General features: G+C 53.3%; 15 protein-coding genes and 2 tRNA genes. 7 read left to right on the top strand and 10 right to left on the bottom strand.

The genetic code is table 11. The annotated features are described in order from the left end of the window. Window position 1: 1 nt before the first annotated feature. Window positions 2-1,333, bottom strand: coding sequence for an amino-acid N-acetyltransferase (gene argA / locus J4645_RS11310; RefSeq protein WP_000588963.1), 1,332 nt, complete (start codon window positions 1,331-1,333; stop codon window positions 2-4). A gap of 232 nt (window positions 1,334-1,565) precedes the next feature. Here argA and amiC point away from each other — a divergent pair, with 232 nt between their 5' ends. After that, a complete protein-coding gene (gene amiC / locus J4645_RS11305) occupies window positions 1,566-2,819 on the top strand; it encodes an N-acetylmuramoyl-L-alanine amidase AmiC (protein WP_023214395.1) in 1,254 nt (417 codons plus the stop codon). Between the two features lie 109 nt (window positions 2,820-2,928). Here amiC and J4645_RS11300 read toward each other — a convergent pair. After that, a tRNA-Met gene (locus J4645_RS11300) sits at window positions 2,929-3,005 on the bottom strand. A gap of 29 nt (window positions 3,006-3,034) precedes the next feature. Then, window positions 3,035-3,111 (bottom strand) — tRNA-Met (locus J4645_RS11295). Between the two features lie 207 nt (window positions 3,112-3,318). Here J4645_RS11295 and mltA point away from each other — a divergent pair. Next, entirely contained in the window at window positions 3,319-4,416 is a 1,098-nt protein-coding gene (gene mltA, locus J4645_RS11290) for a murein transglycosylase A (protein WP_000678621.1), read from the top strand. A 109-nt stretch (window positions 4,417-4,525) separates the two neighbouring features. After that, on the top strand, window positions 4,526-5,332 hold the full coding sequence (tcdA, locus tag J4645_RS11285; RefSeq protein ID WP_000117742.1) for a tRNA cyclic N6-threonylcarbamoyladenosine(37) synthase TcdA: 807 nt from the start codon (window positions 4,526-4,528) through the stop codon (window positions 5,330-5,332). 51 nt (window positions 5,333-5,383) lie between these two features. Here the strand turns inward: tcdA and rarD are convergent, their stop codons facing one another. The 3 genes from rarD to csdA all read right to left on the bottom strand — a co-directional run bounded on the left by rarD (window position 5,384) and on the right by csdA (window position 8,219). Then, window positions 5,384-6,271 carry an EamA family transporter RarD gene (gene rarD, locus J4645_RS11280; RefSeq protein ID WP_077911075.1) on the bottom strand — a complete coding sequence of 296 codons (888 nt, stop codon included), beginning with the start codon at window positions 6,269-6,271 and terminating at the stop codon, window positions 5,384-5,386. Between the two features lie 299 nt (window positions 6,272-6,570). Then, a complete protein-coding gene (gene csdE, locus J4645_RS11275) occupies window positions 6,571-7,014 on the bottom strand; it encodes a cysteine desulfurase sulfur acceptor subunit CsdE (RefSeq protein ID WP_000184198.1) in 444 nt (147 codons plus the stop codon). Beyond that, window positions 7,014-8,219: a cysteine desulfurase CsdA gene (gene csdA, locus J4645_RS11270; RefSeq protein ID WP_000991052.1), complete on the bottom strand. Its 1,206-nt coding sequence runs from the start codon at window positions 8,217-8,219 to the stop codon at window positions 7,014-7,016. The genes csdE and csdA overlap by 1 nt, the downstream gene beginning before the upstream one ends. 192 nt (window positions 8,220-8,411) lie before the next feature. On the opposite strand from csdA, the gene J4645_RS11265 reads away from it, so the two are divergent. From J4645_RS11265 to rlmM, 4 genes are all read left to right on the top strand, one after another. Further along, window positions 8,412-8,639: a YgdI/YgdR family lipoprotein gene (locus J4645_RS11265; protein WP_000750393.1), complete on the top strand. Its 228-nt coding sequence runs from the start codon at window positions 8,412-8,414 to the stop codon at window positions 8,637-8,639. A 346-nt stretch (window positions 8,640-8,985) separates the two neighbouring features. Then, window positions 8,986-9,903, top strand: coding sequence for a glycine cleavage system transcriptional regulator GcvA (gene gcvA, locus J4645_RS11260; RefSeq protein WP_000044409.1), 918 nt, complete (start codon window positions 8,986-8,988; stop codon window positions 9,901-9,903). A gap of 18 nt (window positions 9,904-9,921) precedes the next feature. Next, a complete protein-coding gene (locus J4645_RS11255) occupies window positions 9,922-10,317 on the top strand; it encodes a DUF423 domain-containing protein (protein ID WP_000203913.1) in 396 nt (131 codons plus the stop codon). Beyond that, complete coding sequence (rlmM, locus tag J4645_RS11250; protein ID WP_001045494.1) at window positions 10,310-11,410, top strand: 23S rRNA (cytidine(2498)-2'-O)-methyltransferase RlmM; 1,101 nt, start codon at window positions 10,310-10,312, stop codon at window positions 11,408-11,410. The genes J4645_RS11255 and rlmM overlap by 8 nt, the downstream gene beginning before the upstream one ends. A 58-nt stretch (window positions 11,411-11,468) precedes the next feature. Here the strand turns inward: rlmM and fucR are convergent, their stop codons facing one another. The 4 genes from fucR to fucI form a co-directional block, all read right to left on the bottom strand. Beyond that, entirely contained in the window at window positions 11,469-12,179 is a 711-nt protein-coding gene (gene fucR / locus J4645_RS11245; protein ID WP_000642331.1) for an L-fucose operon activator, read from the bottom strand. Between the two features lie 57 nt (window positions 12,180-12,236). Next, entirely contained in the window at window positions 12,237-12,659 is a 423-nt protein-coding gene (fucU, locus tag J4645_RS11240) for an L-fucose mutarotase (RefSeq protein ID WP_023214393.1), read from the bottom strand. A gap of 1 nt (window position 12,660) precedes the next feature. Continuing rightward, window positions 12,661-14,079, bottom strand: coding sequence for an L-fuculokinase (gene fucK / locus J4645_RS11235; protein ID WP_023214392.1), 1,419 nt, complete (start codon window positions 14,077-14,079; stop codon window positions 12,661-12,663). A 100-nt stretch (window positions 14,080-14,179) separates the two neighbouring features. Then, entirely contained in the window at window positions 14,180-15,955 is a 1,776-nt protein-coding gene (fucI, locus tag J4645_RS11230) for an L-fucose isomerase (protein ID WP_023214391.1), read from the bottom strand. Window positions 15,956-15,974 lie beyond the last annotated feature (19 nt).

Genomic DNA, 15,974 nt, shown 5'->3' with positions numbered 1-15,974 from the left:
GTTATCCTAAATCCGCCATCAGCACCTTTGAACGTCGCTGATAGTTATACATTTTTTTCTTGCTCTCAGGCAGTAACTCAATATCGACAGGCGTGAAACCGCGTTCCTGGAACCAGTGAATACTGCGCGTCGTCAGCACAAACAATTTACTCAGCCCCATTTGCCGCGCCTGGGCGGCAACCCGCTCCAGAAGCACTTCTCCACGCGATGAGCTGCGATAATCCGGATGCACCGCAACGCAGGCCATTTCGCCTATTTTCTCTTCCACAAAAGGATACAGCGCCGCGCAGGCGATAGTCATATTATCGCGCTGAATAATGGTAAATTTATCGATCTCCATCTCCAGTTGTTCACGGGAACGGCGTACCAGAATGCCCTGCTGTTCCAGTGGGCGGATAAGCTCCAGAATACCGCCAATATCGTTGATGGTGGCGCGGCGGATCTGCTCGGCGCTCTCCATGACGATCTGCGTACCGATACCATCACGCGAGAACAATTCCTGTAATAGCGAGCCATCTTCCTGATAGCTGATCAGATGGCAACGACGGACGCCGCTACGACAGGCTTTTACCGCGCCGCGCAAAAAACGTACGGTTCCGGAGTTGTAATCGCCCAGCGCTTCCAACTCTTCCACCCGCGCCTGCGCTTCATTCGGGAAGAGTTCAGAAATGATGCCGCCCTCGCTATTGGTAACGCCCTGAGAAGAACAGAAACCGATCATTTTTTCCGCTTTCAGTTTAACGGCGAGTTGAGTGGCAATCTCTTCTGAGGTCAGATTAAAACTTTCGCCGGTCACTGAGACGGCGACCGGCCCCATCAGAACGATCGCGCCGTTATCCAACTGGCGGTTGATCGCATCTTCATCAATGCGCCGGATACGGCCGCTATGACAGTAGTCCACGCCATCATCAACGCCCAGCGGCTGCGCAATGGTGAAATTGCCGCTGACGACATTAATGTGCGCGCCCTGCAACGGCGTATTGTTCAGACTCATCGACAGACGGGCGGTAATATCGAGCTGGAGTAAACCGGCGGCCTGTTTCACCAGCTCCAGTGCTTTGGCGTCCGTCACCCGCGTGTTTTTGTGGTAAATCGGTTCATGATGATGCGCGGCCAGATTGGCGTCGATTTGCGGTCGCGCGCCATACACCACGACAAGGCGAATACCGAGGCTATGCAGTAGCCCGATATCGCTAACGATGCTGGAAAAATTGTCATGCTCAATGGCTTCGCCGCCGAGCATAATGACAAAGGTTTTTCCGCGATGGGTGTTGATATAGGGAACTGAATGGCGAAACCCTTCTACCAGTTCGGTTTTACGTTCCTTTATCATTGCGCGCCCCACTAGTGAATTATTATTCGAAATTAGTGTATTTTTATTCTGTTTTTGCCCTCTGTGCAAGCGTAAATTTTATGCGGTTCGATCGCTTTTCTTAGTAATGCCGTGAATATAAAAAGAATGTTTACCCTTTTATAGATGACAGATTATGCGTCATTCGCTAAAGTTTCCGGTCAATTTGGATGAACTTTGTATGATCTCTATTTAGTTTTTGCTCGGGAGAAGCATGTCGGGAGCCAATTCAGCAATCAGCCGTCGCCGTTTACTACAAGGCGCGGGCGCCATGTGGCTATTAAGCGTGAGCCAGGTCGGGCTGGCTGCCGTAAGCCAGGTCGTTGCGGTGCGTATCTGGCCTGCGTCCAGCTATACCCGCGTCACGGTAGAGTCGAATCGTCTGCTGAAATATAAACAATTTGCCTTAAGTAACCCGAACCGCGTGGTGGTAGATATTGAGGATGTGAATCTGAACTCGGTGCTTAAAGGCATTGGCGCGCAGATTCGCAGCGACGATCCGTATATCAAATCCGCAAGGGTAGGGCAGTTTGATCCTAAGACTGTGCGTATGGTCTTTGAGCTAAAACAAAACGTGAAGCCGCAGCTATTTGCGCTGGCGCCTGTGGCAGGCTTTAAAGAACGTCTGGTGATGGATCTTTATCCTGCCAATGCGCAGGATATGCAGGATCCGCTGCTGGCGCTGCTGGAAGACTACAATAAAGGCGATCTGGATAAACAGGTGCCGCCTTCGCAAAGCGGGCCGCAGCCCGGTAAAGCGGGGCGCGACCGCCCCATTGTTATTATGCTTGATCCGGGACACGGCGGCGAAGACCCCGGCGCGATAGGCAAATACAAAACGCGTGAAAAAGACGTGGTGCTCCAGATAGCCCGCCGCCTGCGCGCGTTAATCGAAAAAGAAGGCAACATGAAGGTCTATATGACGCGCAATGAAGACATCTTCATTCCGTTAAAAGTCCGGGTGGCGAAAGCGCAGAAACAGCGCGCCGACCTGTTTGTCTCTATTCATGCGGATGCCTTCACCAGCCGGCAGCCTAGCGGTTCATCCGTATTCGCGCTATCGACCAAAGGCGCCACCAGTACCGCGGCGAAATATCTGGCGCAAACGCAGAACGCCTCGGACTTAATTGGCGGCGTGAGCAAAAGCGGTGACCGTTATGTCGACCATACGATGTTCGATATGGTGCAATCGCTGACCATTGCCGATAGTTTGAAATTCGGTAAAGCGGTGTTGAAGCAGCTTGGTAAAATTAATGACCTGCATAAAAACAAGGTCGAGCAGGCGGGGTTTGCGGTGTTAAAGGCGCCCGATATTCCGTCTATTCTGGTCGAGACGGCGTTTATCAGTAACATTGAAGAAGAACGCAAGCTCAAGACCGCGACGTTCCAGCAACAGGTCGCAGAGTCGATTCTGGCGGGCATTAAAGCGTATTTTGCCGATGGGGCGACGCTGGCGAGAAGAAGTTAACCTGAGATGACGGCGAGTTTATTGCGCGGGTAAGTAGGATGCTGCCCGCACTGTCGTTGCGGACCAGACGACAGATACAAAAAAACACCCGTAAGGGTGTTCATTAAGTTGGTTGCGGGGGCCGGATTTGAACCGACGACCTTCGGGTTATGAGCCCGACGAGCTACCAGGCTGCTCCACCCCGCGTCCGTCTAAACTTGCATTCTCATTGTAATTGGTTGCGGGGGCCGGATTTGAACCGACGACCTTCGGGTTATGAGCCCGACGAGCTACCAGGCTGCTCCACCCCGCGTCCGTGGATGCGCACTATACTCCGCTGAGCTTTTGTTGCAACCCTTTTTTCATATAAATCGCTAATTTCTCATGAATTGCGCAAATACACCGCAGATAGCGCGATTTTTAAACGAATTTACATAATGAGATCGCGATCGCATTTCATTACTTCGGACGGTTTGTTATCTTCACCGGGCACTTTCGATTACGCAGAAGACGAGACACCATGAAAGGACGTTGGGCAAAATATGTGGCGACAGGCGTAATGCTGGCAATGCTGGCTGCCTGTTCATCAAAACCGACCGATCGCGGTCAGCAATATAAGGACGGGAAATTTACCCAGCCCTTCTCCCTGGTAAACCAGCCGGACGCGGTGGGCGCGCCGATTAATGCTGGTGACTTTGCCGAGCAGGTCGACCAGATCCGTTCCGCGTCGCCACGTTTATACACCAATCAAAGCAACGTCTATAACGCTGTCCAGAACTGGTTACGTTCCGGAGGCGATACGCGCACTATGCGCCAGTTTGGTATCGATGCCTGGCAGATGGAAGGCACCGACAACTACGGTAACGTCCAGTTCACGGGCTACTATACGCCCGTCGTTCAGGCTCGCCATACGCGGCAGGGCGCGTTCCAGTACCCTATCTATAGTATGCCGCCAAAACGCGGACGCTTACCGTCCCGCGCTCAGATCTACGCAGGCGCGCTGAGCGATAAGTACATCCTGGCCTGGAGTAATTCGCTGATGGATAACTTTATTATGGATGTCCAGGGCAGCGGTTATATTGATTTCGGTGATGGTAGTCCGCTGAACTTCTTTAGTTATGCTGGTAAAAACGGCTGGCCTTATCGCAGTATTGGTAAAGTACTTATCGATCGCGGTGAAGTGAAAAAAGAAGATATGTCGATGCAGGCTATACGCGAATGGGGAGAGAAGCACAGCGAAGCGGAAGTGCGTGAATTACTGGAGCAGAACCCGTCGTTCGTCTTCTTTAAGCCGCAATCTTTTGCGCCGGTCAAAGGCGCCAGCGCTGTACCGCTGATTGGGCGAGCATCCGTCGCCTCCGACCGCAGCATCATTCCGCCTGGCACGACCTTGTTGGCGGAAGTACCGTTGCTGGATAACAACGGTAAATTTAGCGGTCAGTATGAGCTACGTTTGATGGTCGCACTGGATGTCGGCGGAGCGATTAAAGGCCAGCACTTTGATATTTACCAGGGGATTGGCCCGGATGCCGGGCATCGTGCCGGATGGTATAATCACTATGGTCGCGTCTGGGTGTTAAAAAGCGCGCCGGGCGCCGGTAACGTGTTTAGCGGCTGATTGTGGTATTCTGCGACAACCGGATTGCCCGATAACGCGATCGCTATCGGGCCTGAAAATAGTGAGCAGGGGTGAGGAATAACCTCACCTTTTTTTATTCTGAGGTCATATGTCAGTGGTGATAAGTGATGCCTGGCGCCAACGCTTTGGCGGCACCGCGCGTCTGTATGGTGAAAAAGCGCTGCAGCGATTTGCTGAGGCGCATATCTGCGTCGTGGGAATCGGCGGGGTGGGATCATGGGCGGCAGAGGCGCTGGCGCGTACGGGCATCGGCGCGATTACGCTGATTGATATGGACGATGTCTGCGTGACCAATACGAACCGTCAGATCCATGCGTTGCGTGATAACGTCGGGTTGGCGAAAGCGGAAGTGATGGCCGAACGGATTCGTCAAATTAACCCGGAGTGCCGGGTAACGGTTATCGATGATTTCATCACGCCGGATAATGTGGCGGGTTATATGGACGCGGGTTTTACCTATGTCATTGACGCCATTGACAGCGTTCGTCCAAAAGCCGCGCTGATTGCGTACTGTCGCCGATATAAGGTTCCTTTAGTGACCACTGGCGGCGCAGGCGGGCAGATCGATCCGACGCAAATCCAGGTCGCTGATTTGGCGAAAACCATCCAGGATCCGCTGGCGGCAAAACTGCGTGAGAGATTGAAACATAATTTTGGCGTAGTGAAGAACAGTAAAGGTAAACTGGGCGTGGACTGCGTTTTTTCCACTGAAGCGCTGGTTTACCCACAGGCGGACGGTTCCGTATGCGCGATGAAAGCTACCGCAGAAGGGCCAAAACGGATGGATTGCGCCTCTGGCTTCGGCGCGGCGACGATGGTGACGGCAACGTTCGGTTTTGTCGCCGTTTCCCATGCGCTGAAGAAGATCATGGCTAAAGCGGCGCGACAAGAATAAAAGGACGGGGCGGAGTGTCACGCAGACGCGTATCCGGCCCTGCGCCCTTTGTTAGCGAAAGAAGCGCTGTACCCTGCCGAACACCGGTTTCAGACGGGCGCGGAGATAATGGGAATATAAATTTTCAGATATGCATAGAAACAACCCGAACCATACTGCACAAAAGCAGAGCAGTTCCGCGTAATTAATGTGCTCGCCAAATATCATAATGGCAAGTAAGAACTGTAAAGACGGCTCTATATATTGCGCCAGTCCGGTGACAATCAACGAGGTATGATTTAACGCGATGGCAAATAATACCAGTGGAATGATTGTCACTGGCGCCGTCATAACATACAAAAAGAAAGGAGTATTAGCGGATATAATTGGCCCGCTATCGCTAAAGATAAAAATTAATAGTGAGACAGGCAATGCCCATAATGTTTCAATCGCTATCGATGTCATCACATCATAATGTATAAACTTTCGTGCCAGGCCATATAGCGCAAATGATAATCCCATGGTTAGCGCCAGCGCCGGGAAATGCCGTAGCATGATAATTTGAAAAGTCAGGCCACAAACACCGGAAAAAACGGCGATGGCCTGAAACAACGACAGTTTTTCTTTAAGAAAAATGCATCCCAGCGCAATAACAAATAGCGGGTTGATAAAATAGCCGAGGCTGGCATCAAGCACCAGATGATGGGTTAGCGCATAAATAAAAGATGACCATGAGACAATCATTAAAAGTCCGGCGATCATGCAGAAGAAAAAAGATTTTTTATCTTTCCAGGCATCATGAAATCGCGTTCGCTGCCGAAATAACAATCTTACTGCCAGTAATAATGGAATTGACCAGAACACCCGGTATATCAATATTTGTGCGAGATTTCCCCCTGATAAATATTGATAATATAAAGGTGTTAACCCCCATAATATAAATGCCAGTACCACAAACATGGTACCGCTACGCAGATATTTTTCCACTTATCCATATCCTGTTATAACTTCACCCGATGCGTATGAATTTTCCAGTTCTCCTGCTACGCTACATCAAGTGGCTTTATTTACTCTAAAATCTTCACGCCGTTTTAACATGGATTCTAACATTGTAATTTCATTGTGATAGCTGATAAAAATCAAAAGAATGTTTATCAGGGAAATCTGATGCAGAAACTAATAAAGTGACTGGATTATTTTATCTGCATCGCCTGACCGCCGCGGACGGCGCTGTCAGGCGACAGAATATTTACGCTATTTCAACCCTTATGCGTTGCGGCAACAATCGCTTCGCTCAGCGCGTTCAGCCCCTGACTGCGTGAGGCGCTAAGCTGGGCGCGTAAACCCAGCTCATCAAACAGCGCCAGCGGTGAACGAGCCTGCAGCTCGGCGGCGTTTTTTCCTTCCACCGCGGTGAGCAATACCGCCAGCAGGCCGCGGACAATCCGCCCCTCACTGTCGCCGAAAAAGTGCATCGTTCCGTTATCTGATCGGGTAAAGCCCAGCCAGACGCGGTTCTCGCAGCCGGCTATCTCTTTCGCCTGCGCTTTGCATTCATCCGGCAGAGCGGGGAGCTGTTTTCCTAACAGAATCAACTGACGATATTTATCCTCCCACTGGGTCAGCGGGAGAAAGATAGCGCGTAACGTCTCTTCCGTTACCGTTGTGCCGAACGGGTGTCCGGTATAAAGAGGGTTTGTCATTAATCCACCAGCAGTTCCAGCGCGCGGTCAACGGCGTTAACCAACGCATCCACATCATGTTGGGTATTATACGGCGCAAAAGAGGCGCGCAGAGTCCCTGTGACGCCAAGTTCCGCCAGCAATGGCTGGGCGCAATGTTGCCCGGCCCGGAGCGCAATACCGTATTCCGCCAGCAGCGTCACCATATCGCCGTGGTGCACGCCGACAAAATCAAAGGCCAGCAGGCTGGAGTCCTGGCAGCGGAACGAACGAAAGCCCGGACGTTTCGCCAGTGCGTCTTCCGCCAGCGTCGCCAGCCCGCGGCTCCAGTTTTCGGCCTGTTCAATATCGATATCGGACAGCCATTCCAGCGCAGCGCTCAGGCCGATGACCCCGGCGACGTTCGGCGTCCCCGCTTCCAGTTTCCAGGGAGCGCTTTGAGTGGTGAAGCCTTCAAAGCTAACGTCACGGATCATCTTGCCGCCGCCGAGCCAGGGCGACATCGCCTCAAGAAGCTCCGGCTTACCGTACAGCACGCCGATACCGGTCGGGCCATACAGTTTGTGAGCGGAAAAAGCATAAAAATCGATATCAAGCTGCTGGAGATCCGCCGGGAAGTGTACCGCGCCTTGCGCGCCATCTACCATCACTACCATTCCCGCCGCGTGAGCGGCGCTGATAGCGCTTGCGAGATCCGGGCAGCCGCCCGTTACGTTCGACATTTGCCCCAGCGCCAGAATCCGGCTGCGCGACGTGATCAGTTCCGGCAGACGCTCAACATCAGGAAGACGTCGGTCATTAAGCGGCAGTTTTATGACCTGCGCGCCGGTTTGTTGCGCCACCATCAGCCAGGGCACAAGGTTGGCGTGATGCTCGGCGACGCTAACGATAATTTCATCGCCGGGGCGCAGACGAGGACGGGCGTAACACTGCGCCACCATGTTGATCGCTTCGGTGGTGCCGCGAGTCCAGACGATACTTTTTTCATCGGGCGCGTTTAACAGTCGCGCTGCTTTTGCTCTGGCCGCTTCATATTGCGCCGTCAGGCGCTGCGCCTGTGCAAACTGGCTACGATGAACGTTACCGGCGCTCAAACAATAAAACTGGTGCGTGGCGTCAATGACTGCCTGTGGCTTTAATGCCGTGGCGGCGCTATCGAGATAAACACCCGCATCGGCTAGCGCGGGAAACTGCGCGCGAAACTGCGTGGGATTAAAAGCGTTCATGATATTCCTCGGTTCAGTTTACCGATCGTGGCGTAAAAGCGCGGCTGATACAAGGTTTGTCCTAACCATCGGAATCGTCTGTATATCCTGGCGAATTATGTAAAGGAGGTTATGCTGAATAATGTTAGGCGAATGTTTAAGCCTGTTACGGAGTCCGCTTTAAATAGCACAAACAGCTTTAAGGAGAAGAAGATGAAAAAGACTGCCGCAATTATCTCTGCATGTATGCTGACTTTTGCCCTGAGCGCCTGTTCCGGTCCTAATTACGTTATGCACACCAATGATGGACGTAGCATTGTGACCGACGGTAAACCCCAGACCGATAACGATACCGGTATGATTTCGTATAAAGACGCTAATGGCAACAAACAGCAGATCAATCGTACTGACGTGAAAGAGATGGTGGCTCTGGAAAACTAACCGTTTGTTATACAAAAAAAAGCACCGCAATATGGCGGTGCTACATTAATCACTATGGACAGACAGGGTAAATGTACAGGAAGTGAAAAAGGGTAGTCTCGCTACCGTGGTCTGAATCGCAGACCAATTGCAAACACAACAACACAACATCACAACCGTAAGCCAAAAGCCCATCAGAACACGCATTCCGATAAAACTTTTCGTTCCGGCTCAGGAAGTGCCGCCACTATAGGTATTTGCTGGTAGAACCTCAACGGACAATTTATAATGTCTCAGATTAAAAAAACTAATAGGTTACATATTGTTACCTATTTGTTAAATTCATTCGACATTAAGTCCAGAGGCCATGTCAAAACGATTACCTCCTTTAAATGCGTTACGCGTTTTTGATGCTGCCGCGCGCCATTTGAGCTTTACGCGAGCAGCGGAAGAACTTTTTGTGACGCAGGCCGCAGTAAGCCACCAAATTAAGTCACTTGAGGATTTTTTGGGGCTAAAACTGTTCCGCCGCCGCAATCGTTCGCTGCTGCTGACGGAAGAAGGCCAAAGCTATTTTCTCGATATTAAAGAGATATTTTCCCAGCTCACGGAAGCAACGCGTAAGCTCCAGGCGCGCAGTGCCAAAGGGGCGCTGACGGTGAGTTTACCGCCCAGTTTTGCCATCCAGTGGCTGGTGCCCAGACTCTCCAGCTTTAACTCAGCTTATCCGGGAATTGACGTTCGGATACAAGCCGTTGACCGTCAGGAAGATAAACTGGCAGACGATGTCGATGTCGCGATTTTTTATGGCCGGGGAAACTGGCCGGGCTTGCGCGTCGAAAAATTATACGCAGAATATTTACTGCCCGTCTGTTCTCCTTTATTGCTCACAGGCGAAAAACCGTTAAAAACGCCGGAAGATCTGGCGAAACACACGCTATTGCACGATGCCTCCCGGCGTGACTGGCAGGCCTATACTCGTCAGTTAGGGCTCAACCATATTAACGTTCAGCAAGGGCCGATATTTAGCCACAGCGCGATGGTGCTACAGGCCGCTATTCACGGACAGGGGATCGCGCTGGCGAATAATGTTATGGCGCAGTCGGAAATTGAAGCCGGGCGACTGGTGTGTCCATTTAACGATGTTCTGGTGAGTAAGAATGCTTTTTATCTGGTTTGTCATGACAGCCAGGCAGAACTGGGTAAAATAGCCGCCTTCCGTCAGTGGATTTTGGCGAAGGCGGCGACGGAGCAAGAAAAATTCCGTTTTCGTTACGAACAATAATTAACTTAGGGTATGACCATGACCAGCCGTTTTATGCTGATTGTCGCCGCTATCAGCGGTTTTATTTACGTTGCTCTGGGCGCGTTCGGGGCGCATGTTTTGAGTAAAACCCTGGGCGTGGTTGAAATGGGCTGGATTCAGACCGGCCTGCAATATCAGGCGTTCCATACGCTGGCGATCTTTGGCCTGGCGGTGGCGATGCAGCGCCGTATCAGCATCTGGTTTTACTGGAGCAGCGTTTTTCTGGCGCTGGGCACGGTGCTGTTTAGCGGCAGCCTATACTGCCTTGCGCTTTCGCATCTGCGCCTGTGGGCGTATATCACGCCTGTCGGCGGCGTCAGTTTCCTGGTGGGCTGGGCGCTATTGCTGATTGGCGCCATTCGTATGAAACGTAAGGGCGCGAGCCATGAATAAAGTTGTATTGCTCTGCCGTCCGGGGTTTGAAAAAGAGTGCGCTGCAGAAATTACCGATAAAGCGGGAAAACGGGAAATATTTGGTTTTGCACGCGTAAAAGAGAACGCAGGCTATGTCATTTATGAATGCTATCAGCCGGAAGATGGCGAAAAGCTGATTTCAGAACTGCCGTTCAGTTCGTTGATTTTCGCCCGCCAGTGGTTTGTGGTGGGTGAACTGCTGCAACATTTACCGCCGGAAGACAGAATTACGCCGATTGTCGGCATGTTGCAGGGCGTAGTGGAAAAGGGCGGCGAGCTGCGGGTTGAAGTCGCCGACACCAATGAAAGTAAAGAACTGATGAAGTTCTGCCGCAAATTTACGGTGCCGCTGCGCGCGGCTTTGCGTGATGCGGGCGTATTGACGAATTATGAAACGCCGAAGCGTCCGGTCGTTCATGTCTTTTTTATCGCGCCAGGATGCTGCTATACCGGTTATTCGTTCGCGCATAACAATTCACCGTTTTATATGGGCATCCCGCGTTTGAAGTTTCCGTCTGATGCGCCGAGCCGCTCAACGCTGAAACTGGAAGAGGCGCTCCACGTTTTCATCCCGGAAGATGAGTGGGATGAACGTCTGGCGAACGGCATGTATGCGGTGGATTTGGGCGCCTGTCCCGGCGGATGGACGTACCAGTTAGTGAAGCGCAATATGTGGGTCTACTCCGTAGATAACGGCCCGATGGCGCAAAGCCTGATGGACACCGGACAGGTGACCTGGTTGCGTGAGGATGGCTTCAGGTACCGTCCGAACCGGAATAATATTTCATGGATGGTCTGCGATATGGTGGAGAAGCCGGCCAAAGTCACCGCGTTAATGGCGCAGTGGCTGGTGAACGGCTGGTGTCGGGAGACGATTTTTAACCTTAAACTGCCGATGAAAAAACGCTATGAAGAGGTATCGCATAATCTGGCGTATCTTCAGGCGCAGTTGGATGAGCATGGCGTTAATGCGCAGATCCAGGCGCGTCAGCTTTATCACGATCGCGAAGAAGTGACGGTGCACGTGCGTCGGTTGTGGGCGGCTGTTGGCGGACGTCGCGACGAGCGATAAAAACGCGCTGCCGTCATCCGGCGCGTCATCAGCGCCGGATGGCGCACGCTTATCCGGCCTATGACTGCGGCGCATCTGAAACAATATGCGTCACGTCATCCAGATGGCCGATGCGCGCCTCTCCTGAACGATTAAATTTACTTTTATCAATCAATAGCAAAGACTGCGAGGCGCGTCTGAGCAGGATAGATTTAAAATCGGCGTTGATCGCATTGGAGTCCCACAGATCGCCGCCGCTGTCGATCCCCTCGCAGGAAAAGATGAACAGATCGATATCAAGCGATTTTAGCTGTGAGATAAGCGACGGGTTAACGTAACAGCCATATTTACGTTCAAGCTGGCCGCCGGAACTTATCAGCGCAATGCGTTCGCGTTTTCCCAGCTCCTGACAGATAGGATGGCTATTGGTAAAAACCTGAATGGGAATATCCGGCAACTGGCGGGCCAGATACCAGCAGGTTGAACTGGCATCCAGCGCAATCGTCATTCCTTCTTCTATCCACGCTAACGCTTCACGGGCAATATCGGCTTTATGCGCATAATGGCTTTTCAGGCGGATATGGAATGGATCGCCGCTGTCCTGATTTTCACGATGAATATATTTAGCTCGTCCGTGATTACGCAGCACTTTTCCCTGCGTCTGTAGTTCACTGAGATCGCGGCGGATGGTCTCTTTACTGACGTTAAGCCGGGTGGCCAGCGCTTCGGTGGTCAGGCTTTTATGATTGATCAGCAGATCGACTATCGCTTGTTGGCGTGCCGCTTTCATTTTTCTCACCCCATCATTCGATGAACGCCCGCGTCATGCGGGCGCACCGGCAAGAGATTACGGCGTTACCCCTTTTTTTAAAAGAATATTTCCGTACTTCGCGCACTCACCTGTGATAACGATCGCAAACGCTTTTTGCGCCCGCTCATAAAACGCATAGCGGTCGATACGAACGATATCCGGGCACGGCGCTTCTAATGACAAGGCATCGCGATAGCGCGCTTCAACGCTGGGATCGAGCGTGTCGCCTTCCTCGGCGGCCATCATCACCAGCGGCGGGGCGTAGCTATCCAGCTCAAAGAGCGGAATGATTGCCCGCAGTAGATCGCTGACGCTAAGACCATCGGCGCGAATCACCTGCGGGCCCAGGCTATGCGCGGGAAAGTGAGCGTCGGAAAAAATGATTTCGTCCCCGTGGCCCATCTCGGCCAGCACTTTGAGCAGTGTCGGGGAAATTAACGGTGAAATGGTTTTTAGCATTTCATACTCCCTCAATAATTTCAGGTTCGGTTTGCGGCCAGAAATAGCGATACTGATAATTGACCTGCGCACGCGCCTGTTCCGGGCTATTAAATTCGCCTACGCCGTACCAGCCAAACATGGCAGCGCCGGCCACGGTGGTTTCCGCGTCGTCCAGCACCTTGATAGGGAGAGCAAGCTGATTCGCTTTAATTTGATTCCATAAAGCGTTGCGACTGCCGCCGCCAACCAGTAACAGTTCTGTGGCGTTAAAATGGCCGATTTTCTCCAGCGTGCGCAGATTACGTTGCAGTTGCGCCGTCAGGCCTTCCAGCGCGGCGCGATAGAAATGGCCGCGGGTGGTATTGAGCGTCACGCCCTGCCAGCCTGCATTTTGGCAGGCAAGCAGATCGCACTGCATCCGCACGCCTTCCGCGCCAGCGGGAATAGCGCGCGCTTCGTCGATCAGCGTTTGCCATGGCGTTTCCGGCGTCCACAGCAGTTTTCGTACCCATTCGAGTACGCCGGAGGCCAGCCACTGCATTCCGGGGTTATAAAGCCCCGACTGACTGTCCAGTTCACAGGTCGAGCCTGGATACTGGCTGAGCAGCGAGGTATCCACCTGACCGCTGCGCACCATCAGAATCTCCCATGTTCCTGAGGAGAGCACCGGTTCACCTTGCTGCGCGCCAGCGCCGAATAACGCGAACTGAGTATCGTGTCCGGCAGAGATCACCGGCACACCCGCCGGGAGACCGAGTAGCCTGGCCGCGTCTGTCTGTAGCGTGCCTATCTGGGCGCCCGCTTCCACGATACGCGGGAACAGGCGGCGCGCCAGGCCCGTCGCCTGCAGGATTTCCGGACTAAAGTCGCGCTGATGGATATCCAGTAGCTGGCTGGTGCCTGCCATAGTGATATCGGTCGTAAACTCGCCGGTCAGACGGTGGTTAATCAGCGACGAGATAAACAGCCAGCAGTGAGCTTGTTCCAGCAGGCGCGGATGATTCTCTTTAAGCCAGACCAGTTTATACAGCGTGTTAAAGCTGAACGCGCCGACGCCGGAGAGCGTCTGCAATTGCCGGGGCGAGATAGAGCGCTCAATCGTTTCCATCACGGCAGCGGTTCGCGGGCATTTCCAACTGATGACCGGGTAGAGCAGCTCGCCCTGCGCATCGACCAGCGCGCCATCGACGCCGAACGTAGTCACCGTAATACCGCGAACAACACACTCCGACAGGGCGCTGGAAAGTGACCTGCAACAATCGGCGAAACGTTGCAGGATGGCGTCCAGCGACCACTGATGCCAGGTGCTATTTTCTGCGGCAATGTCGCTGGCGTTAGCGGTTGAGGCGCGGGCGACAATTTTCCCCAGGCGATCAACGGCGATCGCCCGAACGTTAGTCGCACCGCAGTCGAGAACCAGGATAACGTCTTGTTTCATAGATAACTCCATAAACGCCGCCCGATGGCGCTACGCTTATCCGGCCTACGGTTCACGCGCCCGTAGGCCCGGTAAGCCTGCGCCACCGGGCTAAGCCGCATTAACGTTTATACAGCGGGCCATAATTCTGGCAGGCACGATAATCCTGGCCTTCGATATCCATACCGTGAGCCGCCCAGGCGGAAGGACGGTAGATCTTCGCCTCCTCCACGTTGTGCATACATACCGGGATACGCAGCATCGCGGCGAGAGTAATAAAGTCCGCCCCTACATGGCCGATGGTGAGTACGCCGTGGTTAGCGCCCCAGTTCGCCATCACCGAATAGACATCGGTAAACGGGCCTTTGCCGGTAAGACGCGGCGCAAACCAGGTGGTAGGCCAGGTAGAGTTGGTGCGGGCATCAAGCTGATCGTGCATCGCTTTCGGCAGTTCGACGCTCCAGCCCTCGGCGATTTGCAGTACTGGTCCCAGGCCTTTGATGATATTCACGCGGGTCATGGTGAATGGCACGCCGCCTTCGGTCAGGAAACGGGATGAGTAGCCGCCGCCGCGGAAGTATTCGTGAATCGCCGGGCACCATTCAGTGGCCGCCAGACACGCATCCGCCTCTTGTTGGCTGATTTCCCAGTGCGGTTTCATGGTCGGCTTGCCTTCGCTGTCGCGCTGTTTACAGGCACCGTCCAGAGCGGCAGAACCGGAGTTAATCAGGTGAATAATGCCGTGCTCCGCCAGGCCGCTAAGCGCCTGGCCGGTGACGCGTTCTACGGCTTCCGGCGACCAGTAGGTTCGCACGTCGGCGAATATCTGCGCGGTACCGGTGAGTTGATGGCCAAACAGCATCGCTACGCCGTTCAGACTGTCATTTTCGGTGGCGACGACAAACGGTTCGCGTACGCCGTTCCAGTCAAAAGAACTATTGAGCAGCGCTTCGGCGGTATCGCCGTTCGGGTATTGATCGGTCCAGTGGCGCTGACCCTGGAAGCCGGCGGCAATGGCGTTGTAGCCCTGCGATTCTTCAACTAACCCTTTGTCCGCCAGCGTCTTGTTGCCCTGCATCATGTCGCGAATACACATCGCCATCAGCAGGCTCTCTTTTAACACCGCGCGGTTCTGGGCTTCATTGCGCTTATACTGCGAGGCGTTCTGATCTTCGCCGTAGCGGAAGTTTTTATCCGCCCACGCCAGCGCCATCTCCAGTTCGGCCTCATCATAAATTTTTTGATCGATACGGCGGCGCAGTTCGGTCATATCTACCGCTTGCACCTTCATGCCCAGCCAGGATTCGAAGAAGTTATGATCGACAATGGAACCCGCGATCCCCATCGACACGCCGCCGACGGAGAGGTAGCTTTTGCCTTTCATACTGGCAACCGCTAACCCTGCCCGCGCAAAACGCAGCAGTTTTTCTTCGACGTCGGCAGGAATGGAGGTATCGTCGGCATCCTGCACGTCATGGCCATAAATGGAGAACGCCGGAATGCCTTTCTGGCTGTGCGCCGCCAGCGCCGCGGCAAGGTAAACCGCCCCAGGACGCTCTGTGCCGTTAAAGCCCCAGATGGCTTTCGGACGCATCGGGTCCATATCAATGGTTTCGCTGCCATAGCACCAACACGGCGTAACGGTAATGGTCACGCCCACGTTCTGGCTACTGAATTTTTCTTCACAGGCGGCGGATTCCGCCATTCCGGCAATACAGGTATCCGCAATGACGCACTCCACCTGTGCCCCGCAGGCGTGGCGGATTTTCTCGGTGATGAGCGCCGCCGTCGCTTTCGCCATGTTCATGGTTTGCTCTTCGAGCGACTCGCGTACGCCCATACGACGTCCATCAATCACCGGGCGGATACCGATTTTCGGTAAGCTGATTTTTTTCATGACAGATTCCTCACGTTAT

This window comes from Salmonella sp. 32082101201600294FB01SM01 (genome assembly GCF_017572865.1).
Classification (GTDB): Bacteria; Pseudomonadota; Gammaproteobacteria; order Enterobacterales; family Enterobacteriaceae; genus Salmonella; species Salmonella enterica.
Note: the sequence above shows the minus strand (reverse complement) of the source record. Positions and strands in the feature narration are given on the sequence as shown.